The following is a 26,175-nucleotide window of genomic DNA, read 5'->3' as shown; positions in this document are numbered from 1 at the left end:
CTGGCTATGGCTTGGTTTTATCGGTTTTATCGGTTTTACTGTCAGTTTTACCATCAGTTTTATCGTTGATGTTTCTACCTGACTTGCCGTTTTCCTCTCCACCTTTCCCGGCCTGCCATACCTCTTCGATGATTTTGTCGGCCACTTTTTCGGCTGCGGCAGCTGGAAAGTAAATGTTAATCGTCACACAACCAGCCAGCAGCAAACCGGCGGCCATCAGCCCTGCCGGGAGGAAGTCATTTTTAGTCATATCCGTGAATAACCGGGTTACCACTCTCAATTGCCTGTTTAAGACGTTTAAGCAATTCATGCCAATCAACGCTCCGATTATAGCCGGTAATGTTAATGGCTGGTATTCCGCTGCCTTTAATCAGCATATAGCTGTCATCATGCGTCAAAGATTCAATCCCCCCCATATCGCAGATACCATTGCGCAATTTGCAGCGCCAGCCAATTTCCGCATAACCGAATTGTTCAAACAACCCGAGAAAACGTTGCTGAATAGCCGTAACCGCAGATCTGCCCCCCAGTGCGATAAGATTTCTGATAGCCGCCTGACTGATCCGGCGTTTGTCATCCCCTGCACTGCTGGTAATTTTTGCATCAAACCTGACTGGCTCCCGGTTAATCAGCTCCAGATCATTAATCTCAACATCAGCCCGACCCTGTATATTGCCAAATGAGTAGGCATGCGTCAGTAAACCAAGATCAATGTGATGCATGGCAATATCCGCAGTCAAATGCGGCGTCAAGCCAAGCGGCTCGGTCAGCACCAGATTTCTGGCCACGACAACCCCATCGAATATTCCAAATACAAGCTCACCCTCCATCGTCACCGTCGAATTGGCGTAACGCACTCTCGGTATGGTGCCGGATAACGTCCCGAACATCGGCTGAATCTGCAGGGATTCGGTCAGCTTCTCCATGGAAATCGGGGAAATCAACCCGTTAAATTGCCATTGCCAGCCGGAGTCCCCGGAATCTTTGGAATCTTTGGAATCCTTGGAGCTCTTGGAATCTTTCCTGGCGGCTGAAAAATGCGCTATCGCCATTTTTCCATCCAGTATCGGGATTTCCGCATACGGAATACTGAGCTGTAATCCTTCTGTCTGAATCGGGATTTGCGTTTTCCCCACAGGGATACCTATTACCCGGGCATGATCAAACTGAATCAAACCATCCCGCTTCACATTACGGCTCCACGGCAGACGGGCACCAAGTCCTGCAACCGCAAACCGTCCCTGCGCATCTGTCAGGGATGCATTATGTACTTCAATGAACAATGACGGGTCATTGTCTTCCGGATAATGCCAATCAATATCCATCTTGCCGGTCATCTCTGTTTCAGCCAGCGCGGTCTCCACAACCAGCGGCCGGATGATATTACCAAACAAGGTTGACAGCGTCAGATTTCTGGCTGCAAACCGGGCCTGCTGCCATGACTGATCAGCAATATTCAGCACTGCGGAAAAATCTGCCTTACCGATACCGGCCAGATTAAATTCCCCCTGCGACAGATGGATATGTCCGTCCTGTATCGTTCCTCCGGCTGCCAGCTGATGTGCTCCGCCGGAGAAATAAAATGGCTGCCAGAACACCTCCCCTTCCGGCCAGGTAAGCTTGCTTTGCCATCGCCAGCCATGCCGGTCCTGTCGTGCATCCATATCAAGCTGCAGGCTGATCCGCTCACCCGCATGCAGGCCGCTCGCATCACTGAAAGCAAGGTTACTGATATTCAGCCGGGCAGATAGTGCTGTAACAGAAGCGCTATCCCCGCTCAGATGAAAATTGCCATTCAGTATTGCCTGGCGCACCTGTACCGGCTCTTTCTTTCGGGGTAATAAACCGGCCAGGTATTTGCCATCCCCATTGATTACTTTCAGCGCTCCCTGCCATTTTTCTGTCTGCCAATCGATCACCAGTTGCCATGTCTCTTTTGACTGGCGAGTCGAAACAGGTCGTACTTCAAGTTCAAACTTTTTTTGCAGCAGAGACAGCCGGAAAGTCATTTTCAGAGATTGTCCGCCAATCCGTAATATCCCCCGGTCGCAAATCACCGATTCTCGGGTGATTCGCACCGGGCCACATCCCACATGCAGATTACGCCATCTCTGTTTCCCAATCGCCACTTGCTCCAGATTGATTTCAAGGTTCGAAGCAGGCGATCCAGTCAGCCGGATACCGGCCGAGCGAATGCTAAAAACGGGATGCCGGATATTTTCCAGCATAAAATCAAGATGAGGGGCGGCTGCCGCTACCGGACAATTCAGGATGAAAAGCAGTATCAGCGGAAGAAACAGCCGGCATCGCGCCACTGGCCGGCACACGTAATCCGGGAAACTGTCACGATGAAACCAGAACCTGTCCGGTTTCATGTCTTTCAGGAAGGGAAGATCCCGGTTGATAAATAACGATCCCCGCGATCACACACAATAAATACAATCACTGCATTTTCCACCTGTGCAGAAACCTGCAGAGCGGCAGCCAGAGCACCCCCTGAAGAAATACCGGTAAACAGGCCTTCTTCACATGCAAGGCGGCGAGCCATATCCTCAGCTTCCTGCTGAGATACCAGCAAGATACGATCAACCAGCTCCGGCTGATAGATCCCGGGCAGATAGGCTTCCGGCCATTTTCGGATTCCGGGTATTTGCGCACCTTCCTGTGGCTGTACACCGACAATTTCCACTTTCTGCTTTTGCTCACGAAAATAACGGGCGCATCCCATGATCGTACCCGTTGTTCCCATACTGCTGACAAAATGCGTAATCCTGCCTGCGGTATCCCGCCAGATCTCAGGTGCCGTGGTTTCATAATGTGCCAGCGGATTATCCGGGTTGGAAAACTGATCGAGAATAATGCCCCTGCCGGCTTTGCACAGTTGCTCGGCCGTGTCTCTTGCCAGCTCCATGCTTCCTTCTTTAGGCGTCAGGATAAGCTCGGCACCATAGGCAGACATCACCTGCCGGCGCTCCAGGCTCTGATTTTCCGGCATCACCAGAATCATGCGATAGCCCAGGGTCGCTGCAGCCATAGCCAGTGCAATGCCGGTATTGCCACTGGTCGCCTCAATCAGCGTATCTCCCGGCTGAATATCACCACGCCGCTGTGCACACATGATCATGGAGTAAGCTGGCCGATCCTTGACTGAGCCGGCCGGGTTATTGCCTTCCAGTTTTGCCAGAATGGTATTACTGGTTTTGCCGGGAATACGTTTGAGCTGAACCAGCGGGGTGTGGCCGATGAAATGTTCGATGGTGTTATACATGGCGCCTGTCCGGATACGTGTTGTCATCAATAAAGTAAAATTATCTCATACTCATACAAGGTAAACGCCCGGCGCCACCATACAAAAAACCCCCTTGCGGACGCTATCCGCAAGGGGGTCCAGGAACCGATCTGAAAGAAATTGCCTGTCAGCACAATCCCGTCACAAACTTTCAAGCAGTTTTTTCGCTTCGTCTTTCCGGGAGAAAGGTTTATCACCCGCCAGCAGTTTCTCAAGCTCCTGGCGTGCTTCAGTTTTTTTGCCGGATCTGGACAGACCAACCGCATAATGATAACGGATCTCCAGTGCTTCCGGAGCAGCCGCTACCGCCTTTTGCAGTAGTGATGCACCCCGTTCAGCCTCCCCTTTCTCAACCAGAATCCAGCCGAGGGTATCAAGAATAGCCGGGCTGTCTGGCGCCTGTTTATAGGCTTTCTCGGCATAGTCAAGCGCAGCAGCGGGATCTTTTTTCTCCTGGTATATCCAGGCCAGATTGTTAAGCGTTGCCGCATGGTCAGGGTGTTGTTTCAGGATAGTTTTGTATTCTCTGATGGCAGGATCATATTTTTTTCCTGCCAGATAAACACCTGCCAGATACATGCGCACAGCATCATCAGCCGGATTTTCCTTCAGCCATTGTGTGATGCGCTGATCAGCCTGTTTCTCTTTTCCACTCTGGCTCAGGGCAGTATGCAGTTTGATCTGCAGCTGACTGCTTTTCTGTTTCTCCAGGGCTTTTTCATAAGTCGCAGCAGCGGCAGCTGCATTCTTTTGCCCCATCTGTAAATCACCTTCCAGCTCAAACCCTACCGGCAGCTTCTCATGCTGTTTTTGTATTTCCCGGGCAATATTGAGTGCATCCTCTACACGACCGGCTCCAGCCGCCAGTTGAGCCTGCATCAGTTCAGCTTCCCAGAAATCCGGTTTGATTTTTAATGCTTTTTTCAGTAGCTCATCAGCAGCCCTGGTGTTCTGCATGGTGGCGTGAATTTGTGCCAGCTGTAACTGGGCCGGTGCTGAATCAGGCAGTCTGGCAGCCAGTTTTTCAAAATTTTCCAGCGCAGCTTCCTTGTTGCCACTCGCCAGATACGCGCGCGCCAGTAATTCTGTGACACTTAGATTATCGGAATATGTACCTTGCAGTTTTTTGGCCAGTGCGAGTGCCTTTGCGGGCTCGTTCATTGCCAGATAATGTGCTCCCAGCTGCAGGGCGGGTTGTATCTCATCCGGATTCTCCCGGCTGGCCTTTTCCAGCCATTCGGTTGCCTTTTCCCTGTTTCCCTGTGAAAGCGCAATACCGGCCAGTGCACTCATCGCCTGCACATTCTTTTTGTCGTGCTGCAGAATATCTTCAAAACGCTTTTGTGCAGCATCAGGATGCTTTTCCTGCAGGTCGATTCTGGCCAGATTGGAAATGGCAGGAAAATAGTCTGACTTGATGGATAGTGCTTTATTGAAGCTCGCACGTGCTTTGGCCAGATCTTTTTTACCCAGATAAACACCGCCTTTCAGATTATGCAGCAACGGGTTATCCGGCTGTTCGGCCAGTTGTGCATCAACCGCTTTCAGTGCCTTATCAAATTCACGCAGCTGTAAATGAGTCAGCACCAGCATGACGCCTGCCCGTCCTGTCTGATCATGCAGCTGGGTAGCCTGTTCGAGATCAGCAATCGCACTTTTACTGTCCCCCTGCCCCATCTTGCTCATCGCCATCGCGGTATATAACGCGGCATTATCTGGTGATAGCGCACCTGCTTTTTCAAAATATTCAGATGCCTGCGTGAAATCTTTCGATTGCATATAGGCCTCTCCCGCGAGTGCAAACAGCTGCGGATCCTGCTGAACTGCCTTTAACGCCGGAGCCAGTGTTGTGATCGCCTCTTTGGGCTGATTGTTCTTCAGCTGAATCGAAGCCATCAGTTTGATGGCATAAAGATTGTTAGGGATCGCCTTCAGGTACTGATCAATATACTGTTCAGCTTGTGACAGCGACCCCAGTGCAAACTGGGCCGCACCCGCAAGCAGTACGCTGGGCAAATGACCGGGAGCCGCACTGAGCACCTTTTGCAAAGTTTCAAGCGCTACCGCATGTTTACCCTGAGTAAAATCAAGTAACGCCTGGGTATAGGCTGCAGACAGGCTGCCGGGAGCAAATTTACGAACCGTATCCAGGTCTGCCTGGGCTGTTTCAAATTTCCTGGTGCTGATTGATATGGTTGCCCGATTAATATAGGCAGCTTCTGATTCCGGGTTCAGCTTAATTGCCCGATCATAATCAGCCAGCGCTTCGTCAATCTTGTTCTGGGCCCGCAGCAGGTCCCCCCTGAACAATACTGTGCTGCTGTTTTCCGGATTGAGCTTCACTGCTTCTTCCGAAAAATTCATGGCAGATGCAATGTCGTTCCGGGCAAGCGAACATCTGGCCAGTCCCATCAATGCATCCGCAAAGCCCGGTTTGTCCTGTAATGCCTGTTCAAATAATGCCTTGGCTTCCTCAACTTTCCCCAGAGCCAGTGAAGCATTGCCACGCAGAGCGAGCAACTCAGCAAAATTTCCCTTGTCAGACAATTTCCCGGTTTCATCCAATACTTTCTGGAACTGTCCTGTTCCAAGCCAGGCACGACTCAGACCAGGTAATATCTTGACCGGATCCATCCCAAGATCAAGTGCTTTATTCAGCTCCTTTTCGGCTGACAAAGCATCCCCTTCCTTGTCATAGAGCATCCCAAGCAGGTAACGGATTTCGGGGTCATTCGGGCTTTGCTGGAGCGCATTTTTTAACTGGATAATGGCCGCCTTATCGTTACCCTGCTGCTGATATTGCTTGGCTTCTGCCACCAGTGCCTGTGCATCCATCGATTTGCCACAAGCCGAAAGTACCAGAATAACAGCCACTACAGGTGCCACAATCGCCGTCGGTCTCATTCGGGTGATCTTTTTACCTGAACCGCTCATACCCACCTCTTTTGGTAATTAAATATCTGATTAAATGTTTGTATTTTTACAGCTGCCACCTTGAATACAATCCGGAGTTACAGTTTTTTATCCAAATATCATTCAAATGACGATTTATAGCACAATCTGGTAGTGAGTGAATTTAAGAAATAAACCCAAAACAGGCACCTGCTTCAGAACCAGGATTACCTGATACCCCGTTTGGATACCAGCGAGGTTATTTCAGCTTCATTTACACGTATTAAAAAAGATAAGTACACACACTCCACGCGCACATGGAACATAAACGTGTCGGAAGGTTTCGGTGAAACGGACGAAAAGAGGCGTGCCGGCAGACTGATTCCCGTATTCTCGGAGAATCAGTCATTTTGAAGGTTGTTTATACAGACAGGAATTGCACCCGTTCTCAGGAGTACTCTAAATCACAGGTCAGTCAGATACGACCCGAATGTCCGGTTCGATCGTCCTCAGGAGCTGTTCGATCCCTCTCAATGTCCCGGAGATCGAGCTGGGGCAGGTACCACATGCTCCCTGATAATGGATACGCAGGATGCTGCCCTCCAGCGCCAGAACATGAAGATCCCCTCCATCATGCTGCAAAAAAGGGCGTACTTCTTCATCCAGCAGGATATTGATACGCTCCAGTCGCTGCTGGTCTTCTTCACTGAGATTAGCCAGTACTTCGCTGGCTGCAGCCACTACAGCAGCTGACTGGTCAGTTGCTGCCGGTGCGGCACGGATTGGATCCGCTACTGCACGTGCCAGATCCTGCCAGTCTGCCCCGCCATCCTGTGTAATCGTAATCCAGCGATCCACATAAAAAATATTGGTTACATGGTCAATATCAAACAACGCGGCAGCAAGCGGATCATCCACCGCCTGCTCAGCGTTGTCGTAAGATTTGGTAACCCCCCAGGTCAGTGGCTCCTTCAGCACAAACTTTAGTGCGTTCGGGTTAGGTGTTCCTTCAATTTCAGCAATTTTTGGCATGATTTTGTCAGTGATTATTCGCCACCAGCTGATCTTCATGATCATCTGCCTCTGTTGTAGCCCCCGCCACTGAATTCATGGCTGCATGCAGGGTATGCCACGGCAGAATCGCACACTTGATCCGGGTTGGTAAATCACGCACCCCCGCCAATACTTTGAGCCGGCCGAGATGATCAAAATCTTTCTCTATCCCGTCTACCAGCATCTCTCTGAATTCCCGGATCAGCTCTTCTGCTTCCTGAAAAGATTTGCCTTTAACGGCATTCGTCATCATTGAGGAAGAAGCCTTGCAGATTGCACAGGATTCTCCCCGGAACGCAATCTCATCAATGCGCCCGTCATGCATATTGATATCCAGATCAATACGATCACCACACAACGGGTTATGTCCGGTTGCATGGTGGCTGGGAGAACGGAGAGCACCGTAGTTACGCGGCTTGCGGTTATGATCAAGAATGACTTCCTGATAAATCGATTTCAGACTCATTGTGCGAAAACCTTTTGTACGGATCGGATACCCTCCACCAGCGTATCAATCTCTTTTTTAGTGTTATAAAACGAAAACGAAGCACGTGATGTCGCTGCCACGTTGAAACGCTGCATGATTGGTTGTGCACAATGGTGGCCTGTGCGTACAGCAATTCCATCCTGATTCAGCAAAGTGCCCACATCATGCGGATGAATACCGTCCATCACAAACGATATCACTGCCACTTTATTCTGACAGTCACCCACAATTCTCACTCCCGGAAGTGCTCTGATCTGTTCTGATGCATAAACCAGCAGCTCGTGCTCATAAGCGGCAATGGCATCAAGGCCAATCTGTTCCAGATAATCGATTGCCGCACCAAAACCTATGGCAGCTGCAATAGGGGGAGTGCCTGCCTCAAACTTATATGGAATCTCGTTATAAGTTGTTTTCTCAAAGGAAACCGAGGTAATCATATCCCCTCCCCCTTTGAATGGCTGCATGGATTCGAGCAAATGCGCTTTCCCGTACAGAATACCGATCCCGGTAGGACCACACATTTTATGAGCAGAAAAAGCATAAAAATCACAATCGAGATCCCGCACATCGATTTTCAGGTGCGGCGCCGCCTGCGCGCCATCAACCAGAACAGGCACACCATGCTGATGTGCTGTGGCAATCATGCGCTTAATCGGGTTGATACTGCCAAGTGCATTGGAAACATGTGACAGCCCGACAAATCGGGTTCTGGAATTGAAAAGCTTTTCATATTCCTCAACTAAAAGCTCACCTGCATCGTTAATTGGAACCACACGAATGCGCGCCCCTTTTTCCTCAGCCAGCATCTGCCAGGGGACAATATTGGAATGATGTTCAAGCGCGGTCAGGATAATTTCATCCCCCTCCTGAATAAATTTTCGCCCGTAACCATGCATTACCAGATTGATACTGTCAGTCGTCCCGCTGGTAAAAATCACTTCCCTTTCTTCCCGCGCACTAATGAAGCACTGCAGTTTACGCCGCGCTGCCTCGTATTCCTGCGTCGCAATCCCGGATAAATGGTGTACCGCACGATGAATGTTGGCATGCTGGGTTTTCTGGTACCGCACCAGACGATCAATCACGATTTGCGGCATCTGGCTGGAAGCAGCGTTATCAAGGTAGACCAGCGGCTTGTCCTCTACCCTGATACCCAGAATCGGAAAATCAGCACGCAGCCGTTCCATTCCTGATATTGCTGTTTGTCTGACAGCTGGTGTCAATACATTGACCGTTTCCATGTTTTAACTGATCCGTGTTCTTGCAAGGATATATTGTTCGAGGTGTTGCCTGAGTGAAGGTACTGTGACACGGCTGATTACCTCTCCTCCAAATGCGTAAGTTAACAGGTTGCGCGCCACTGTCTCAGTAAGCCCTCTGCTTTGCAGATAAAAAAGTGATTCTCTATCCAGTTGACCCACCGTGGCGCCATGAGCACATTTAACATCATCCGCAAAAATCTCAAGCTGGGGCTTGGTATCCACACGAGCCCTGTCTGACAGCAGCAGATTACGGTTCAGCTGTCTGGCATCGGTCAGCTGCGCATGCGGGCGCACCATGATTTTTCCACTGAAAACACCGTGTGCACTGTCATCCATAATACATTTATGAAGCTGCCTGCTTCTGCAATGTGGATTGGCATGATCAATGAAAGTATGCGTATCCGCGAGCTGTCGGCCTGCTATTAAAGCCAGCCCGTCCACTTCACACCCGGCATTCTCGCCAGCCAGTGTAATCTTCTGGTCAAAACGTGAAATATGCGCGCCCAATGCAAGGCTGATCGAATCATATTGAGCAGATTTTGCAACAAGAGCAGAACTGTTCGCGATATGGAAAGCTTGCGGACTTTCACGCTGTACGCGGATATGATTCACACGGGCTGAATCCTTTAAGTACATTTCCGTTACAGAATTCGTCAGTGAAACGCCTTCGTGCAACGCGACATACTCTTCAATAACAGTCACACTGGCTCCTGATTCAGCTACCACGAGACAGCGCGGATAGACAGTCACTTCCTTCCGGGAAGAGATATACAGAATGTGAACAGGTACTTTCACTGCAACATCAGCTGGTACGATGACACAAACACCTTCATGCATCAGTGCTGTATTCAGTGCCACAAATACATTTTCCTGAAAATCAGCAAGCCGGCCGAGATACTGTTCAGCTACAGAGGACGTACCGGTTAAACCAGACAAACTGCTGACAGTAATGGAATTGTCAGCAGTTTGAACAGAAAGTCCGGGCACATACCGGCCATCAATAAACACCAGTTTACAGACCGCTTCATCAAGAAAGGTATCTGCCTGATTATCCGATACCGGTAAAGTGGCAGCAGATGCTCTTGGAAACGGGGTTGCCCTGAGTGAGGAAATATCAGTAAAGCGCCATTCCTCATCACGGATCGTAGGTAGCCTCAGCGATTCGACACAATTTAACGCATCTGCCTTAAGCTGATCCAGATACGATACAGAATGAACCGGAGAGATTTCTTTCTTCCACGATGCAATCAGCTTATCAAGATAGTCATCCTTGATAATCATATTCATGGCTGCGCTCCGGCCACCTGATCATTTGCATGAATCCAGTCATAACCATGCGTTTCCAGGGCCTGTGCCAGCTCCTTGCCGCTCGTTCTGATGATACGCCCTGCTTCCATTACATGAACAAAATCGGGAACGATGTAATCCAGCAGGCGCTGATAGTGTGTTACCAGAATCATGGCGTTATCTTTGCCGGACAGCTGATTAATCCCATTCGCTACGATTCTGAGTGCATCAATGTCCAGCCCTGAATCCGTTTCATCCAGCAGTGCAAGACGAGGTTCAAGCAACGCCATCTGCAATATCTCGTTACGCTTCTTCTCACCGCCCGAGAATCCCTCATTGACACTGCGATCGAGAAAATCCGGATTCATTTTGAGCAATTTCATTTTTTCCCGAACAAAATCGTCAAACTCAAGCGGATCCAGCTCTTCCTTGCCACGCTTCCCCTGAACCGTGTTGTAAGCCAGTCTCAGAAAATGATCGTTAGCCACTCCCGGTATTTCCACCGGATACTGAAAAGCGAGAAATATACCTGCCTGTGCACGTTCTTCCGGTGCCAATGCAGATAAATCCTGACCGTCAAAAAGCAGCGTACCCCGGGTTATTTCATAATCCGGATGGCCGGCCAGTACTTTAGAGAAAGTACTCTTGCCCGAGCCATTCAACCCCATAATGGCGTGTATCTCTCCACTTTTAACGGTTAGATTTACCCCCTTGAGAATCTCGATTCCACCCACTGTTGCATGTAAATCATGCACTTCAAGCAGAATTTTGCTGTTTATATTTATCATCCAACACTTCCTTCCAGCTTAAAGCTGAGTAACTTGGTAGCTTCCACGGCAAATTCCAGTGGCAGCTGCTGAAAAACCTCTTTGCAGAAGCCATTGATAATCATCGATACCGCTTCTTCCGCACCAATACCACGCTGAGCAAAATAAAACAGTTGATCTTCACCGATTTTGGAAGTCGAAGCTTCATGTTCAACCTGAGCGCTGCTGTTCTGCACCTGGATATACGGGAAGGTATGCGCTCCGCACTGACTGCCGATCAGCATCGAATCACACTGTGAATAATTACGGGCATTTCGGGCTGTCGGGGCGATTCTTACGAGGCCGCGATAACTGCTGTTGGACTGCCCTGCCGAAATTCCCTTGCTGACAATAGTGCTGCGCGTATTCGGGCCAATATGGATCATCTTGGTACCGGTATCAGCCTGCTGGTGATGGTTGGTCACTGCAACAGAATAGAACTCACCAACTGAATTTTCTCCACGCAAAATGCACGAAGGGTATTTCCAGGTAATCGCGGATCCTGTTTCGACCTGCGTCCAGGAAATACGTGAATTTCTACCTTTTGCCAATCCGCGCTTGGTAACAAAATTATAAATACCACCGACACCGTTCTCATCACCGGCATACCAGTTCTGTACGGTTGAATACTTGATATCCGCATCATCCAGCGCGACCAGTTCAACAACAGCCGCATGCAGCTGGTTGGTATCAAACCGGGGTGCAGTACACCCTTCCAGATACGAAACGGAAGCGCCTGCTTCCGCAATGATCAGCGTGCGCTCAAACTGCCCGGATTCTTCCGTATTGATACGAAAATAGGTGGATAAATCCATCGGACATTTGACGCCCCTGGGGATAAAGCAGAAAGAGCCGTCGGTAAATACAGCGGAATTCAATGCCGCATAATAGTTATCTCCCGGAGGAACAACCGTACCCAGGTACTGTTTGATCAGCTCAGGGTATTTATGCACAGCCTCTGAAATCGAGCAGAAAATAATACCAACTTCAGCCAGTTTTTCCTTATAGGTCGTTGCAACCGATACACTGTCAAAAATGACATCGACAGCAACCCCTGCCAGGGCTGCCCGTTCATGCATAGGCACCCCCAGTTTCTCAAAAGTACGCAACAGCTCAGGATCCACCTCATCCATACTGGCCAGTTTTTTCTTGGGCTTGGGTGCCGAATAATAGCTGATATCCTGAAAATCAATTTTTGGGTATTTGACGTTTTGCCACGCAGGCTCAACCATATCGAGCCATTTCCGGTAAGCTTCCAACCTGAAAGCAAGCAACCATTCAGGCTCATTTTTCTTGGAAGAAATCAGCCTGATAATGTCTTCATTGAGCCCTTTAGGCGCAATATCTGCTTCTATATCTGTGACGAAGCCGTGCTTATATGGCTGGTTCACCAAATGTTGTAATGCAGCACTCATTTTTTATAATTCCTGATTTACTGGGTTTTAAGGCTGAAACTTTCTCCACAGCCACAAGTATTATCAATATTCGGGTTGCGAAATTTGAAAGAACTGTTCAATCCTTCCTGGATAAAATCAACTTCAGAGCCATCAACAAACGGCAGCTGATCGCACTGAACAACAACTTTGGCACCGTTTGATTCAAACAGCTGATCGTTCTCTCGCACTTCATCAGCATAATCAAAACTGTACGCAAAACCGGAACAGCCTGATTTTTTAACACCCAGCCGCAACGCAACCCCTTTACCCCGTTTACCCAACTGCTGCCGGATCTGCCTGGCGGCACGTTCGGTTAATGTAATTGCCATAAGCATACCCTCTCGCAAACAGACAGACAGTCAGAATGCAGCTTCCCGCATGTCATACAGCTTAACGACGGCCTGCTCACGCTGCATTTCGCGCAGCAGCTCACGCTCACTCTGTTCCTCCACCAGCCGTTTCAAAGTCACGTGGCCAAGATAGTCATAAATGATTTCATGCAGTTTCGCCCATAAATCATGAGTCATACATTTGCCGTCATCCAGGCAGTTTTCTTTGCCGCCACACTGAGTAATGTCGATAGGCTCGTCCACTGCCAGAATAATGTCAGCCACGGACACTTCATCAAGACTCTTGGCAAGACAATACCCGCCACCCGGTCCCCGGACGCTGTCTACCAGCTTGCGCTGACGTAACTTGGCAAACAGCTGCTCCAGATAAGACAGCGATATACGCTGTCGCTCGCTGATATCCGCCAGTGCAACCGGCCCGCTGCCATGCCGTATAGCGATATCCAGAAGCGCCGTAACCGCAAACCGTCCTTTTGTCGTTAATCTCATTGCTACCCCCTAGCGTATTGTTTTAAAGCGACTTGGAAACGCTTACTGTTAATTTTGTTCAGGGTGTAACTGTATAATACCCGACAATATCAGTCAACTATATTGCATCGGGATCTTAAGTAACAGACAACCACCATTAATGTGACTATCTTTATGAAGGGAATGGTATTTTTGCAAAAAACGACTTGGAATGAATAGACAAACAGGCTGTTGGAAAACACAGTAATGACCAGGTTCAAGACAGATCACAACCGGGAAATACCATAAAACAGACGAGAGAAAAGTTGGTACCTGCAACATCACAAACAGACTTCGCCCTCCCTTTCAACAGCTTCTTGTGAGATACGCTTATTTCCTGAGGACCAGCAAGGGTGGCAGTGACAAAGTTGCGCGCGTCCCCAGCAGACCGATCACCGTTACGCCAATGACACTTACCAGCACCCCCGTCACCCCAATCCAGGGGCTCGGTGAATAGCTGATATGCAGTGCATATTTACCGATCAGATAGCCAAGGATGCTCGCTCCTGCCGCTGAGAAAAAACCAGCCAGTGCTCCAAGCACCGCAAACTCCACTGCCCACGCACGTATCAGCTGCTGTTTCCTGGCACCCAGCGTACGAAAAATTGCAGCTTCATAAATTCTTTCATCCTGAGTTGATGCTATCGCGGCATACATCACGGCAAACCCTGCCAGCAAAGTGAAGAGAAAAACAAACTCGATTGCCCGTGTTACCTGTTCAATCATGCTTTGTACGCGTTCAATCACGCTCGCCACATCAATTACCAGAAAATTGGGGAACAGGTGGATAAGCTCCTGCATGATAGGCAGCTTATCTGGCGGTAAATAAAAGCTGGTGATGTAACTGGCCGGATAGCCATCAAGCGCTCCGGGGCGAACCACAGCAAAAAAATTCACATGGAAGGTATCCCAATCCACAGTACGCAAACTTGTGATTGTTGCTGAAAACTCCTTGCCTCCCGCGTAAAAAGTCAGATGATCATTCATCTTAAGGCCAAGTGTTTCTGCAAATCCCGCTTCCATCGACAACTCATGATCAGATGAGGCAGTTTTTCCCTGCCACCACCGGCCCGCCACGATTTCATTATCCGGCTGCAGCGTATCCATCCAGGATAAATTAAATTCACGGTTGATCAGCTGCTTGGCTCGCGGATCCGGAAAATCATCAAGATTTACCGGCCGATCATTAATCTTCAGCAATCGGCCGCGCACCATCGGAAAAATTTTGGGTCGCGGAATAGCATGTTCATCAAAAAATTTCATCAGCTTTTCCTGCTGATCCGGCTGAACATTCACCAGAAAACGGTTGGGTGCATTCTCCGGAAGACGGGCATGCCAATCCTCCATCAAATCACCACGTGTCAGTGTCAAGGTCAACAGCGCCATGAACCCCAACCCGAGAGCTGTAGCCTGTACCAGGCTGGGAATCGCCCGCCTTCGTATATTTGCCAGCCCGTAACTCCACGGGCCTGATCCCTGCGGGCGGGTCAGCAGGAACAACCGGATCAGCAGCAAGCCGAACAGGCCGAACAGGATAACAGCCAGCAGAAAACCCAGCATGATCATGACCCCCAGGTTAAATGACCCGGCTTTCCAGACAAACAGAATGGACAGCATCACCAGCCCAAACCCGTACCCCGCCAGGCTGTGTAAATTTGCCAGATCAAGATCGCGCCGAATAACGCGCAACGCAGGTACCTGCCGCAAGTTCAGCAGGGGTGGCAAGGCAAATCCCAGCAACAGCAGCATCCCGGTTAATATTCCCTGTACGAACGGTAATACACTGGGTAACGGCAATACAATCCCAAGCAACTGTTGCAGCCAATATGACAAAAATTCCTGTGCAAGCACGGCAAATACGCACCCCAGTAAACTTGCAATCGAACCCAGCATCACAAAATAGAGCGAATACAGGCATAGCAGAGTAGATTCGGTCGCACCCAGGCAGCGCATCACAGCACAGCCATCCAGGTGGCGCTGGATAAAACGCCGTATAGCCAGTGCCATTGCTGCCGCCGCCACGACTACACTGGCCAGCGCAGCCAGACTCAGAAATTTTCCTGCACGATCAAGTGCTGACCGGATTTCCGGGCGCGCATCCTGAATTCCCTCCGCGCGTTCACCTGGAGATAACCGTTCACTGATCCAGCGCCGAAACTCAGCCACCTGCCCATCCTCCCCCGCAACCAGAAGCTGGTAGTTAATCCGGCTGCCAGGCTGAATCAGCCGGGTGGCCGGCAGATCTTTCTCATTCATCAGTAATCTGGGATTCATGCTCACGAACCCGACAGTATGATCCGGCTCACTCTTCACCACAGACATCACGGTCAGCTCAGTGGCACCCACTTCGATCCTGTCACCCAGCGTCACATTCAGCGCCATCATCACTTTTTCATCCACCCAGGCTGTTCCGGGTTTGGGTATTCCCTCTGCTATCCGGGTATGCTGAACCGCACCGCCTTCTGTCGGAGGATCAACCAGTTTCAGCTCCCCGCGCAACGGGTAGCCGCGTGAGATAGCCTTGATGCTTGTCAAAAGATTTTTGTCATCAACGCTGATCATGCTCGGAAATTTAATCAGCCGGGTAGTCCTTAACCCGATCTTGCGTGCGTGTTCAGCATAACCGGGCGACAAGGGAGCATCGGAAGTCACCAGCAAATCTCCCCCCAGTAACTGATTACTCTCCAGTACCAGTGCTTTCTGCACCCGATCCGAGAAAAAGCTGACCGTTGCCACACTGCTCACTGCGATAATGAGGGCCAGGGTAAGAATATGCAGTTCTCCCGCCCGCCAGTCCCGCAGCAGCAACCGTAAGGAAAGCCTGATCATGTTCATTGCAGCGTACCTTCAGGCAGATAGATAAAAATGAGAAGCTGAAAAATCAAAGCCGGGTCAATCAGCCGCCCGGCCGGCAACCAGCTTGATAACACGAGAGCAGCGGGCAGAAAGTTTTTCATCATGTGTTACCAGGACAAGCGTTGTCCCCTGCTCCCGATTGATAGTGAACATCAGATCAATGATCTGAGCTCCGGTTGCCGCATCCAGATTACCAGTCGGCTCATCAGCAAACAGCATTTTGGGATGTGTGACAAAAGCACGGGCAATCGCCACACGCTGCTGCTCCCCCCCGGAAAGTTGTCTGGGATAATGCCTGATCCGCTTTTCCAGCCCTACCCGCACAAGCCAGGACTGTGCAATATCATGGGCATAGGTATTATCAGCACCAGACAATTCCAGCGGCAGCATGACATTTTCAAGAGCGGTCAGCGAAGGCAGCAACTGGAACGACTGAAACATAAACCCAAGCAATCTGCCACGTAAACCGGCCCGCTCATCCTCATCCAGCTTAAAAATATCTGTGCCATCGAGAAAAACTGTTCCCCGGGTTGGCACATCCAGCCCTGCCAGCAAACCAAGCAGTGTTGACTTTCCGGAACCGGATGCCCCCACTACCGCAATCGATTCTCCGGCATCAACCTGGAAATTGATATCCTGCAGGATAGTCAGCCGGATCTCGCCGGTATCAACCTCTCTGGTTAAATGACTGACCTGTATGATAGGCTGGTTACTTGCACAAGCAGAAACCGATTGTTCAGCGGGGTGTTGATTTGCCATGAAAAAATTACTGTCTGTCATATTTTGTTTATTTTGTATTTTCTCATTCAAACCCGCCTGGCCGGAAACCGGCACCCGTATCATGGTGCTGGGAGACAGCCTGTCCGCAGGATACGGGCTGCCACCGGGTACTGGCTGGGTGGATTTGCTTGAACAGCGATTACAAAGCCGGTCTCCCGATGATAGCGTAATCAATATCAGCATCAGCGGAGAGATTACTTTAGGTGGACGTAACCGGATTGAGCAGGCACTCAAGGATCATGTACCCGATATCGTTATTGTTGCGCTGGGAGCAAATGACGGTCTTCAGGGTCGTTCAATCCCTTCCATTTACGAAAACCTGGAAGCCATTATCCTGATCTGCAAACGGTACAATGCCACTCCATTACTGGTCGGTATGCAACTGCCGCCGAATTATGGCATAAGTTATACACAAAAGTTTCGTGATATCTACCCGCATCTGGCGCAAAACCAGCAATTACAGCTGGTGCCATTTTTAATGGCGGGTTTTGGCGATCGGCCTGAATTCTTTCAGGCCGACGGGATACATCCCGCTATTCGGGCCCAGGAAAAGATACTGGACAATATCTGGCCTGCATTGACTGAAGTATTGAAATCAGGGGGCACCCGTCACCAGTAATGCGCCGGCCAGATAAATCAGTACAGAAATAAGCCTCCCCTAAAAATGCGCTTCTGAAACAGGCAGTCCGGGCTCGGCCTCAGAATTCTCAAGGCTGGCTGGCGTTCAAATCCAGATTTCTCAAAAACACGCGCAATTCATCCGGCAAAGGTGCTTCCAGGCGCAAAACATTACCCGTTACCGGGTGAGTACAGACCAATACTGTCGCATGTAAAAACATGCGCCTTAACACCAGACCATCCCCGGCATCTTTTTGCAGCTGTTTATTCAGCCCGAAATCACCATATTTATCGTCACCTGCAATAGGAAAACCCAAATGTGCCAGATGTACGCGGATCTGGTGTGTACGGCCGGTTTTGAGTTCGGCGCGGAGCAGACTGAAATCTTCCCAGGCCTGCTGCAATGTAAATAATGTATGTGCCTGCTGTGCCTTATCCCGGTTATTTTTATCCGAGGCAACAGCGACGCGCCTTTCTCCTTCCGCAGTCAGATACTTATTCAGCGGCAGGCGGACATGCTGCACCGGGTTTTTCCATCTGCCACGCACCAGTGCCAAATAATACTTTTCCACTGTACCTTCACGAATCTGCCTGTGCAAATCCAGCAGAGATTGGCGTTTCCGCGCCAGCAGCAGAATGCCGGAAGTTTCACGATCCAGACGATGCACCAGTTCCAGAAACTTCCAGTCCGGATGTTGCCGGCGCAACTGCTCGATTACACCATGGCTGATCCCGCTACCTCCGTGGACCGCAGTCCCGGCCGGTTTATTGATCACCAGCAGCTGATCATCCTGATAAAGGACATCAAAATGATCTGCCCGATATGTTTTTTGCATGGATATCGGACTGGCCGGCCTGATAACAGGCGGAATACGTACTTTGTCATCGAGCTGCAGACGATAACTTGCATCAATGCGTTTACTGTTGACTCGTACCTGACCACTGCGAAGTAGTTGATAAATATGACGCCTGGGTATTCCCTTAAGCAGTTTGATAAGAAAATTATCGATACGCTGACCTTCAGAACCTTCATCAATCTGTTTAACTGCCGCATGTTCCGATATAATGCCCCGCATAATTTTCTCTTTACCGGGTACTTCGCTTTTACCTATACTCTTCATACCCGAATTCCTGTAAATCTGTTTTTTCACCATGAAGCGATTACGCGGTCAGTCAAGAAGTCATGTACCCGAATTTTCGTTTTCATAAGCTGGATAAAACCAATTTCCGGCTGGTTAATGTCGCTCACCAAATAAAAAGCAGCGATGGTATTTAATTTACGCGCTCAACATACACACATCCAAGTTCCTGATTTCATACCCGGATACACAGGGTATGTTCTCCGCAGATTCTGTATCTCGCCCGTTTCTGATCCGGTCAGTTTTGCAACCAAAACATCGGATGACAGTTATCAATTGATTATTCTCAAAGGATACCGTAATCATCATCCGCATCGTGATTCAACAAACCGGGCGACAAACGCACCCAGACAAAATTCATCAGGGTGCCACACTGACAGCGAACGAGGGGTTTACCCGTAAACTGAGCGCGGGAGACACTAAATGAAACGCATGTTATTCAATGCAACCCAGCCTGAAGAGCTGCGTGTTGCCATTGTGGATGGGCAGAAGCTCATCGATATCGATATTGAAACCGCAGGCAAGGAACAGCGCAAAAGTAACATTTATAAAGCAACTGTTACCCGCCTTGAACCCAGTCTTGAAGCTGCCTTCGTCGATTACGGCGCCGGCCGTCACGGTTTTCTGCCTTACAAGGAAATTGCCCATACCTGTTTTGACAAAAATACCGACTGGTCCGGCCACCGCGTGGCCGATCTGTTACGTGAAGGCCAGGAGCTGATTGTACAGGTTGACAAGGATGAACGTGGCAACAAAGGTGCTGCGCTTACAACCTATATCTCGCTGGCAGGGCGTTATCTTGTCCTGATGCCAAACAACCCGCAAGGCGGTGGTATTTCACGCCGCGTCAGCGCGGAGGAACGGGCAGAATTGCGTGAAGTCATTAACAGCCTTGAAGTACCGAAAGGCATGAGCATCATTGCGCGCACCGCAGGTATCGGACGCAATGAAGAAGAATTGCAATGGGACCTGAATTACCTGATACAGCTCTGGCGTGCCATTGAAGAAGCGGCCGGCAATGGCAAAGGTGTCTTTCTGATTTATCAGGAAAGCAGTCTGGTAATCCGCGCCATTCGCGACTATTTTCATTCTGAAATTGGCGAAATCCTGATCGACAATCCTGAAATATATGAGCAGGCATACCAGTTCATGGCCAACGTCATGCCAGCGAATGTAGACCGTTTAAAACTCTATCAGGATGATATTCCACTGTTTTCCCGTTTCCAGATCGAACACCAGATCGAAACTGCCTATTCCCGTCAGGTGACTTTACCTTCGGGAGGGTCGATCGTGATTGATCATACCGAAGCGCTGGTCTCAGTCGACGTTAACTCGGCGCGCGCTATCCGTGGCTCGGATATTGAAACTACCGCACTTAACACCAATCTTGAAGCCGCCGAAGAAATTGCCCGGCAATTACGTCTGCGCGACCTGGGTGGCCTGGTGGTCGTGGATTTCATTGATATGGAAGTTTCCCGCAACCAGCGGGAAGTGGAATCCAATCTGCTCAGGGCACTGCGTCTGGATCGTGCTCGTGTCCAGATCGGGAAAATATCCCGCTTTGGCCTGCTCGAATTATCACGGCAACGCCTGCGCCCCTCTCTTGGTGAAGGAAACTACATCCCCTGCCCCCGCTGTCATGGTACAGGCCATATCCGGGGAACCGATTCATCTGCTCTGCATATCCTCAGAATCATTCAGGAAGAAGCGATGAAAGAACAAACCAGTATGCTGCAGGTGCAGTTGCCGGTGGATGTCGCCACATTCCTGCTGAATGAGAAACGCTCGGAAATTTACCGGCTCGAAGCACGCCTGAAAGTGGGAATTATCCTGATTCCCAACATCTACATGGAAACACCCAACTACACAATCACCCGATTACGCCATGAAGATGTCAAATCAGCGGAATTACCGCCCAGTTATGAAATGGCAGAAAAAACCACGGAAGAGTCCGTACTGCCATCCACGTCACAGGAGCCCAAGGCTGTCCGCCCCAAGGCTGCAGTAACCGGTATCAACCCGGAGCAACCTGCCCCTGTCTCCACAGAAAAACCTCGCGAGCAACTCTCGTTCCTGGACAAATTCTTCAGCCTGTTCAGACCGGCAAGCAGCGGCCAGGCGGAAGCCGATCCAACCAGAGAGGAGACGCAAACAAAACCTGCCCGCAATGAACGTGGCCGCAACAGGCGTGATCGCGGTCGCAATCGGCGCACAAAGATAAATTCTCAGGCTGCTGCAGATGAATCATTACAGGATACAAATTCTGCGGTGCCCGATCACACTGCTGAATATGCTGCTGATCAGACCAGCGATAACAATTATCAGCATCACAGAAACGATCAGTCCAACACACCCGCAATCATGGCAGGAGAAGCCGCACCTGCTTCAGACTCTGCCACCGAGAAGAAGTCAGATAGACGAGGACGTTCACGCCGTCGCCGCAGCAACTCTCATCGTGACCAGGAAAATTCAACAGCTTCAAGCCTGATCATTGAGCAAACTGACGCGACTCAGACTGCAGAAATTGCGGGAGATGAGGTAACTGAAGTCATCGGATCGACTACAGCAATTGAAATGATTGAGGTGATTGAAGCGACCAAAACCATTGAGATCGCTGATAGCAGCGTAAATTCTGCAGATGCAAAGGAAGAAGGTAAAAACAGATCTTCCTCCACTGAACCAGTTCAGGAAGCGGATACCGTAATCAACCCTGCTTCAGCAGATCAGCCGGCTATTTCTGCAGAATCCCCTGAAACAGTCGCCTCTGGCGAAGTGGATAACAGCAGCGGTGAAAAAGCCCCACGTCCCGTAATTGAACTGCCGGATCTCGCTCAAAGCGGGCTGGTCATGATAGAAACAGCTCCGGACAAAATAGCTGAGGTTACGGAAGAAGCTCCACCGGCACCGGTCAGAAGGCCACGCACCCGTTCCGGCCATTCGGCAAAATCTGAAGCCGGTGATACAGAACCACTGGTACAGGTAGAAACCAGGGATTGATGCAATCACCGGACAAAACTCTGCGGTGTGCCTGCCTGTTCAGGAAATACATGCCGCAGAGTAATGCCTCACACTCACCCGGTGGCGGACCCCAAATCAGATAACACCTGTCATCGGCAAGGTGCAGTTACAGCCTTCCTCTTGGATGATGCCGGGCATGCAACTGCCTTAACCGCTCGCGGGCAACATGAGTGTAAATTTGAGTGGTGGAAATGTCGCTGTGGCCCAGTAACAGCTGCACCACCCGCAAATCGGCACCATGATTGAGTAAATGGGTGGCAAAAGCATGACGAAGTGTATGCGGTGACAATTGCTTCATGATTCCAGCCTGTTGTGCATGGCGTTTGATCAAATACCAGAACGCCTGGCGCGTCATAGCATCACCGCGTGCAGTAACAAACAGCACGCTGCTGTGTTTACCGGCCAGCAGCGCCGGGCGTGCCTCTTGTAAATACAGATTAAACCAGTGCAGCGCCTCGTCTCCCAGGGGAATCAGGCGCTCCTTACTGCCCTTGCCCAAAATACGTACCACGCCCATATCCTGACGAACCTGTGAAACAGTCAGACTGATCAGTTCAGACACACGCAATCCGGCTGCATAAAGTATTTCCAGCATGGCCCGATCGCGTAACCCGAGCGGTTGCCGGATATCCGGGGCTGCCAGTAATGCTTCCACTTCAGCTTCAGCCAGACTTACCGGCAAATGGCGGGAAACTTTCGGGCTGTCTATATTCAAGGCCGGGTCTGCGGCAATTTTTTCCTGGCGCAACAGGTAACGGTAAAACCGCTTGATACAGGCCAGTTCCCGGCTGGCTGTACTTGCCTTCATTCCCCGGGTAATTCTGTCAGACAGAAAAGCCAGCAAATCCACCCGGGCAACCTCATTTAACAGCCCGTTTGCCCGTTTTTGCTGATCAAGCCATTCAGCCAGCCGCATCAGATCTGCCCGGTAGCTGATCAATGTGTTGCGAGACAAACCATCTTCCAGCCACAAAGCATCCGCAAACTCATCCAGCATCCGGCCGTTTGCTTCAGTTGCATTCATACAGGGTATAGTTGACGGAAACTCGGGATTTCAGGTTGATACGGGTAAATTATCCGGAGATCTCCCCGGAGAGTACACGCACAAATCGGCTGATCAGCGATTAAGAATGATTTCCAGCACAAATTTGCTGCCAAGATAAGACAGAATAAGCGCAACAAATCCAGCCAGCAGCCAGCGGATGGCAGTACGGCCACGCCATCCGTAAAGATGCCGCCCTCCCAGCAAAGCGGCAAATATCCCCCATGAAATAAAACCAAACAGGTTTTTATGGGTCAGCGTAACCGACTGGCCGAATAACTCTTCCGAAAATATCACTCCACTCAGGAGAGTCAGGCTGAGCAGAATAAATCCCGTCCACACCAGACGAAACAGCATTTTCTCCATCACCAGGAGAGGAGGCAGGTGTATGAATATGGAAGACACTACCGAATGATGCAAACGACGCTCCAGCAGGGTCATCAGTATGGCGTGCAGGGCAGCAATCGTGAAAAGACTGTAGGCGAGCATTGCTGCCAGCAAATGAGCGATGAAGGCGGTCATTCCGGCATGCGCCAGCGGATGAATGGAAGGCAGCAGCAGCGGCACCAGCACGGCGATTGCTGCGATGGCGGAAATCGGGGCAATAAGATTCTGCAGCCCCCGCAATGATGAAAAAAATCCTGATACCCAGTAAATCAGCGCGGCAAGCCATACGATTGCCGATATGGCATTCCCGATGCCAAAGCTCAACATCTCACCGGTAAATACAGAGTGATACAGCACCAGACCATGCACTCCCAGGGGAATCAACATTGCATATTGCTGCAGTTTTACACCTGGAGCCTCCCCTGCAGCCGGTTCAGCAATCCGCATGGCTCGCCAGAAATACCATCCGGCAATCCCGTAAAGCAGTGAAGCGCTGAGATAAGTTAAAATGCTGGGCATGGTGGCAACAGGTCTGGACAAATCGGCAAAATGACCATCATTTCACATCCCGGCCGGATAAGGCCGAAGACAATACTGAAGGCTGAAGTGCCTGATGGTTTGTGCAGAGTTTAACACAGGGCGTAAATCTCGCCAGCGGGTAACGTTTTTACAGGAGCATACATGTTTGACAATCTAACCGAACGACTTTCCGGTGTCATTAAAACGCTGCGTGGTGAAGCGCGCCTGACTGAAAGCAATATTCAGGAAGCCCTGCGCGAAGTTCGCATGGCACTGATTGAAGCCGATGTCGCCCTGCCTGCAATCAAAGTATTTATTGAACAGGTCAAACAGCGCGCCATCGGTCATGAAGTACTGGAAAAACTTTCTCCCGGCCAGGCTCTCATCGGTGTCGTTCATGAAGAACTGGCTGCCATCATGGGAGGAGACAAAGCAGAGATCAATCTGAATGTTGCTCCACCCGCCGTTATTTTAATGGCCGGCCTGCAGGGGGCCGGTAAAACCACCAGCAGCGGTAAACTGGCAAAGTGGCTGATGGAGCAGAAAAAAAAGAAAGTACTGCTGGTATCCTGCGACGTTTACCGCCCGGCTGCCATTGAACAGCTGGCACTTCTGGCCGAACAGACCGGCGCTGATTTCTTTCCGGTACAAACCGGCCGGCAACCCGCTGAAATCAGTATTGCCGCCCTCGATTTTGCACGTAAACATCATCATGATGTCGTGATTGTCGATACCGCCGGGCGACTGGGTATTGACGAAGCCATGATGCAGGAGATCAGTCAGCTGGAACAACTGCTGAAGCCGATTGAAACACTGTTTGTTGTGGATGCCATGCAGGGGCAGGATGCAGTCAATACCGCCAAAGCTTTTTCTGAGGCACTGCCGCTGACCGGGGTTATTCTCACCAAACTGGATGGTGATGCACGCGGCGGTGCGGCACTATCCGTTCGCCACGTTACCGGCAAACCAATCAAATTTGCCGGTGTTGCTGAAAAACTGACCGGGCTGGAGCCGTTTTATCCGGATCGCATGGCTTCCCGTATCTTGGGTATGGGAGATGTGCTCGGGCTGATTGAAGAAGCGCAGCGCACCTCGGATCAGAAAGAAGCCGAGCGCCTGATGAAAAAAATGAAATCAGGCAAGGGCTTTGATCTTAACGATTTTCAGCAGCAGTTCCAGCAAATGAAAAAAATGGGAGGAATGAGCGCCATGCTGGATAAACTGCCGCACCAGCTTAGTCAGGCTGCCCAGAACATGAATGTGGATGAAAAAATCATCAATCGTACTGAAGGCATCATTAACTCCATGACTCCTCAGGAACGGGCCAAACCGGAAATTATCAAAGCATCCCGCAAACGCCGCATTGCTGCCGGCTCCGGTGTTTCCGTACAGGAAGTCAATCGTCTGCTTGTGCAATTTGAGCAGGCACGCAAAATGATGAAGATGATGAATAAGGGAGGGATGGCAAAAATGATGAGAGCGGTTAAGGGCATGCTCCCGGGTATGCGGTAGACGTATCTCTGAAAAACTGCCTGGAGTGGCGGCGTACGTGCTACCGTGCACCGCCTGCCCCGATGGCTGCCACAACCCTGTCACCCGCCCTGATTTTCCGTGCTTCAAACCAGCCGGAATTTACCTCAAGTGCATATCGGGCTGCACTGGCCGCGCAGTGCGGGGTGAGTGTTTCGGGTACCATCTCAGCAAAATTGATAATCTTTCCCGTTTCGTCCAGAAAAGCCACATCCAAAGGAATGACCGTATCTTTCATCCACATACAGTGAATACCGGCAACCGGGAAAACAAAGAACATACCGCTGTTTTCAGGCAGGTGTGTACGGTGCATTAACCCGATCATACGGGCTGATGCCGTATCAGCCAGCTCGGCAGTAATCGTATACTCCAGAATACTGAGTTTTACGGTTGGCAACTGCTGATCTTCAGCACCAGCTGTATTCAGTTCGCTGATCATCAATAATAGTATGGCAAGGCAAAGTCTCAGCATTTTCCGGTACTGCCAAACCCTTTCTCGCCACGCTGGCTCAGCTGAAAATCCTCCACAACATTAAAACCGGCCTGAATGACGGGTACGATAACCAGTTGCGCAATCCGTTCCAGTGGTTCCAGCGCAAATGTGGCCTGCCCCCGGTTCCAGATGGAAACCAGTATTTGCCCCTGGTAGTCTGAATCAATCAGCCCCACCAGATTACCCAGCACAATCCCGTGTTTATGCCCCAGGCCGGAACGCGGCAGCACCATGGCGGCAAAACCGGGATCAGCCAGATGAATGGCAATTCCTGACGGAATCAGCAGCGTTTCACCTGGATGAATCTCAGTACGTTCATCAATACAGGCACGCAAATCCAGCCCGGCCGAACCGGGTGTGGCATAACCCGGAAAGCAGTCTTTCAGCCGGGAATCGAGCAGTTTGATATCAACGTTCATTATGG

Annotated in this window: 22 protein-coding genes; 3 read left to right on the top strand and 19 right to left on the bottom strand. The window is 50.3% G+C overall.

Going from position 1 to position 26,175, the window contains the following annotated elements; genetic code table 11:
* Positions 1-4 precede the first annotated feature (4 nt).
* From IT527_RS05490 to IT527_RS05425, 14 genes are all read right to left on the bottom strand, one after another.
* On the bottom strand, positions 5-250 hold the full coding sequence (locus IT527_RS05490; RefSeq protein ID WP_292967471.1) for a hypothetical protein: 246 nt from the start codon (positions 248-250) through the stop codon (positions 5-7).
* A complete protein-coding gene (locus IT527_RS05485; protein WP_292967470.1) occupies positions 243-2,375 on the bottom strand; it encodes a hypothetical protein in 2,133 nt (710 codons plus the stop codon). Before IT527_RS05485 ends, IT527_RS05490 begins: the two co-directional genes overlap by 8 nt.
* A 5-nt stretch (positions 2,376-2,380) precedes the next feature.
* A complete protein-coding gene (gene cysM / locus IT527_RS05480; protein WP_292967569.1) occupies positions 2,381-3,268 on the bottom strand; it encodes a cysteine synthase CysM in 888 nt (295 codons plus the stop codon).
* A 162-nt stretch (positions 3,269-3,430) separates the two neighbouring features.
* Positions 3,431-6,193, bottom strand: coding sequence for an XrtA/PEP-CTERM system TPR-repeat protein PrsT (gene prsT / locus IT527_RS05475; protein WP_292967469.1), 2,763 nt, complete (start codon positions 6,191-6,193; stop codon positions 3,431-3,433).
* A 459-nt stretch (positions 6,194-6,652) separates the two neighbouring features.
* Entirely contained in the window at positions 6,653-7,252 is a 600-nt protein-coding gene (locus IT527_RS05470) for a NifU family protein (RefSeq protein WP_292967468.1), read from the bottom strand.
* The gene (sufU, locus tag IT527_RS05465; RefSeq protein ID WP_292967467.1) at positions 7,221-7,700 is read right to left on the bottom strand and encodes a Fe-S cluster assembly sulfur transfer protein SufU; all 480 of its coding nucleotides are present in this window, start codon (positions 7,698-7,700) and stop codon (positions 7,221-7,223) included. The genes IT527_RS05470 and sufU overlap by 32 nt, the downstream gene beginning before the upstream one ends.
* On the bottom strand, positions 7,697-8,962 hold the full coding sequence (locus IT527_RS05460) for a cysteine desulfurase (RefSeq protein WP_292967466.1): 1,266 nt from the start codon (positions 8,960-8,962) through the stop codon (positions 7,697-7,699). The genes sufU and IT527_RS05460 overlap by 4 nt, the downstream gene beginning before the upstream one ends.
* 3 nt (positions 8,963-8,965) lie before the next feature.
* Positions 8,966-10,270 (bottom strand): Fe-S cluster assembly protein SufD, encoded by a 1,305-nt coding sequence (gene sufD, locus IT527_RS05455; RefSeq protein ID WP_292967465.1) that lies wholly within the window; start codon positions 10,268-10,270, stop codon positions 8,966-8,968.
* Positions 10,267-11,058, bottom strand: coding sequence for a Fe-S cluster assembly ATPase SufC (gene sufC, locus IT527_RS05450; protein WP_292967463.1), 792 nt, complete (start codon positions 11,056-11,058; stop codon positions 10,267-10,269). The genes sufD and sufC overlap by 4 nt, the downstream gene beginning before the upstream one ends.
* The gene (sufB, locus tag IT527_RS05445) at positions 11,055-12,491 is read right to left on the bottom strand and encodes a Fe-S cluster assembly protein SufB (RefSeq protein ID WP_292967461.1); all 1,437 of its coding nucleotides are present in this window, start codon (positions 12,489-12,491) and stop codon (positions 11,055-11,057) included. The genes sufC and sufB overlap by 4 nt, the downstream gene beginning before the upstream one ends.
* Positions 12,492-12,508: 17 nt before the next feature.
* Entirely contained in the window at positions 12,509-12,841 is a 333-nt protein-coding gene (locus tag IT527_RS05440) for an iron-sulfur cluster assembly accessory protein (protein ID WP_292967459.1), read from the bottom strand.
* A 30-nt stretch (positions 12,842-12,871) separates the two neighbouring features.
* Complete coding sequence (locus IT527_RS05435; protein WP_292967457.1) at positions 12,872-13,351, bottom strand: Rrf2 family transcriptional regulator; 480 nt, start codon at positions 13,349-13,351, stop codon at positions 12,872-12,874.
* 348 nt (positions 13,352-13,699) lie between these two features.
* Positions 13,700-16,204, bottom strand: coding sequence for an FtsX-like permease family protein (locus tag IT527_RS05430; RefSeq protein WP_292967455.1), 2,505 nt, complete (start codon positions 16,202-16,204; stop codon positions 13,700-13,702).
* Between the two features lie 57 nt (positions 16,205-16,261).
* Positions 16,262-16,984, bottom strand: a complete 723-nt coding sequence (locus IT527_RS05425) for an ABC transporter ATP-binding protein (RefSeq protein WP_292967453.1) — start codon at positions 16,982-16,984, stop codon at positions 16,262-16,264.
* Between IT527_RS05425 and IT527_RS05420 the strand changes: the two genes are divergently transcribed.
* Complete coding sequence (locus tag IT527_RS05420; RefSeq protein ID WP_292967451.1) at positions 16,983-17,624, top strand: arylesterase; 642 nt, start codon at positions 16,983-16,985, stop codon at positions 17,622-17,624. The two genes, IT527_RS05425 and IT527_RS05420, sit on opposite strands and share 2 nt — an antisense overlap.
* 88 nt (positions 17,625-17,712) lie before the next feature.
* On the opposite strand, the gene IT527_RS05415 is transcribed toward IT527_RS05420, so the two are convergent.
* Positions 17,713-18,744 carry an RluA family pseudouridine synthase gene (locus IT527_RS05415; RefSeq protein WP_292967449.1) on the bottom strand — a complete coding sequence of 344 codons (1,032 nt, stop codon included), beginning with the start codon at positions 18,742-18,744 and terminating at the stop codon, positions 17,713-17,715.
* Positions 18,745-19,185: 441 nt separating this feature from the next.
* Between IT527_RS05415 and IT527_RS05410 the strand changes: the two genes are divergently transcribed.
* Complete coding sequence (locus tag IT527_RS05410; RefSeq protein ID WP_292967447.1) at positions 19,186-21,759, top strand: Rne/Rng family ribonuclease; 2,574 nt, start codon at positions 19,186-19,188, stop codon at positions 21,757-21,759.
* A 127-nt stretch (positions 21,760-21,886) separates the two neighbouring features.
* On the opposite strand, the gene xerD is transcribed toward IT527_RS05410, so the two are convergent.
* Positions 21,887-22,804, bottom strand: coding sequence for a site-specific tyrosine recombinase XerD (gene xerD / locus IT527_RS05405; RefSeq protein ID WP_292967445.1), 918 nt, complete (start codon positions 22,802-22,804; stop codon positions 21,887-21,889).
* A 93-nt stretch (positions 22,805-22,897) separates the two neighbouring features.
* Positions 22,898-23,728, bottom strand: a complete 831-nt coding sequence (ccsA, locus tag IT527_RS05400; protein ID WP_292967443.1) for a cytochrome c biogenesis protein CcsA — start codon at positions 23,726-23,728, stop codon at positions 22,898-22,900.
* A 162-nt stretch (positions 23,729-23,890) separates the two neighbouring features.
* Here ccsA and ffh point away from each other — a divergent pair, with 162 nt between their 5' ends.
* A complete protein-coding gene (gene ffh, locus IT527_RS05395) occupies positions 23,891-25,240 on the top strand; it encodes a signal recognition particle protein (RefSeq protein ID WP_292967441.1) in 1,350 nt (449 codons plus the stop codon).
* Positions 25,241-25,280: 40 nt separating this feature from the next.
* Here ffh and IT527_RS05390 read toward each other — a convergent pair whose 3' ends face one another.
* Positions 25,281-25,730, bottom strand: coding sequence for a DUF192 domain-containing protein (locus IT527_RS05390; RefSeq protein ID WP_292967439.1), 450 nt, complete (start codon positions 25,728-25,730; stop codon positions 25,281-25,283).
* The gene (gene dut / locus IT527_RS05385) at positions 25,724-26,173 is read right to left on the bottom strand and encodes a dUTP diphosphatase (RefSeq protein WP_292967567.1); all 450 of its coding nucleotides are present in this window, start codon (positions 26,171-26,173) and stop codon (positions 25,724-25,726) included. Before dut ends, IT527_RS05390 begins: the two co-directional genes overlap by 7 nt.
* Positions 26,174-26,175 lie beyond the last annotated feature (2 nt).

Origin of the sequence: Nitrosomonas sp., assembly GCF_020852615.1 — a bacterium.
Taxonomy (GTDB): domain Bacteria; phylum Pseudomonadota; class Gammaproteobacteria; order Burkholderiales; family Nitrosomonadaceae; genus Nitrosomonas.
This window is presented reverse-complemented; position numbering and strand designations above follow the sequence as displayed.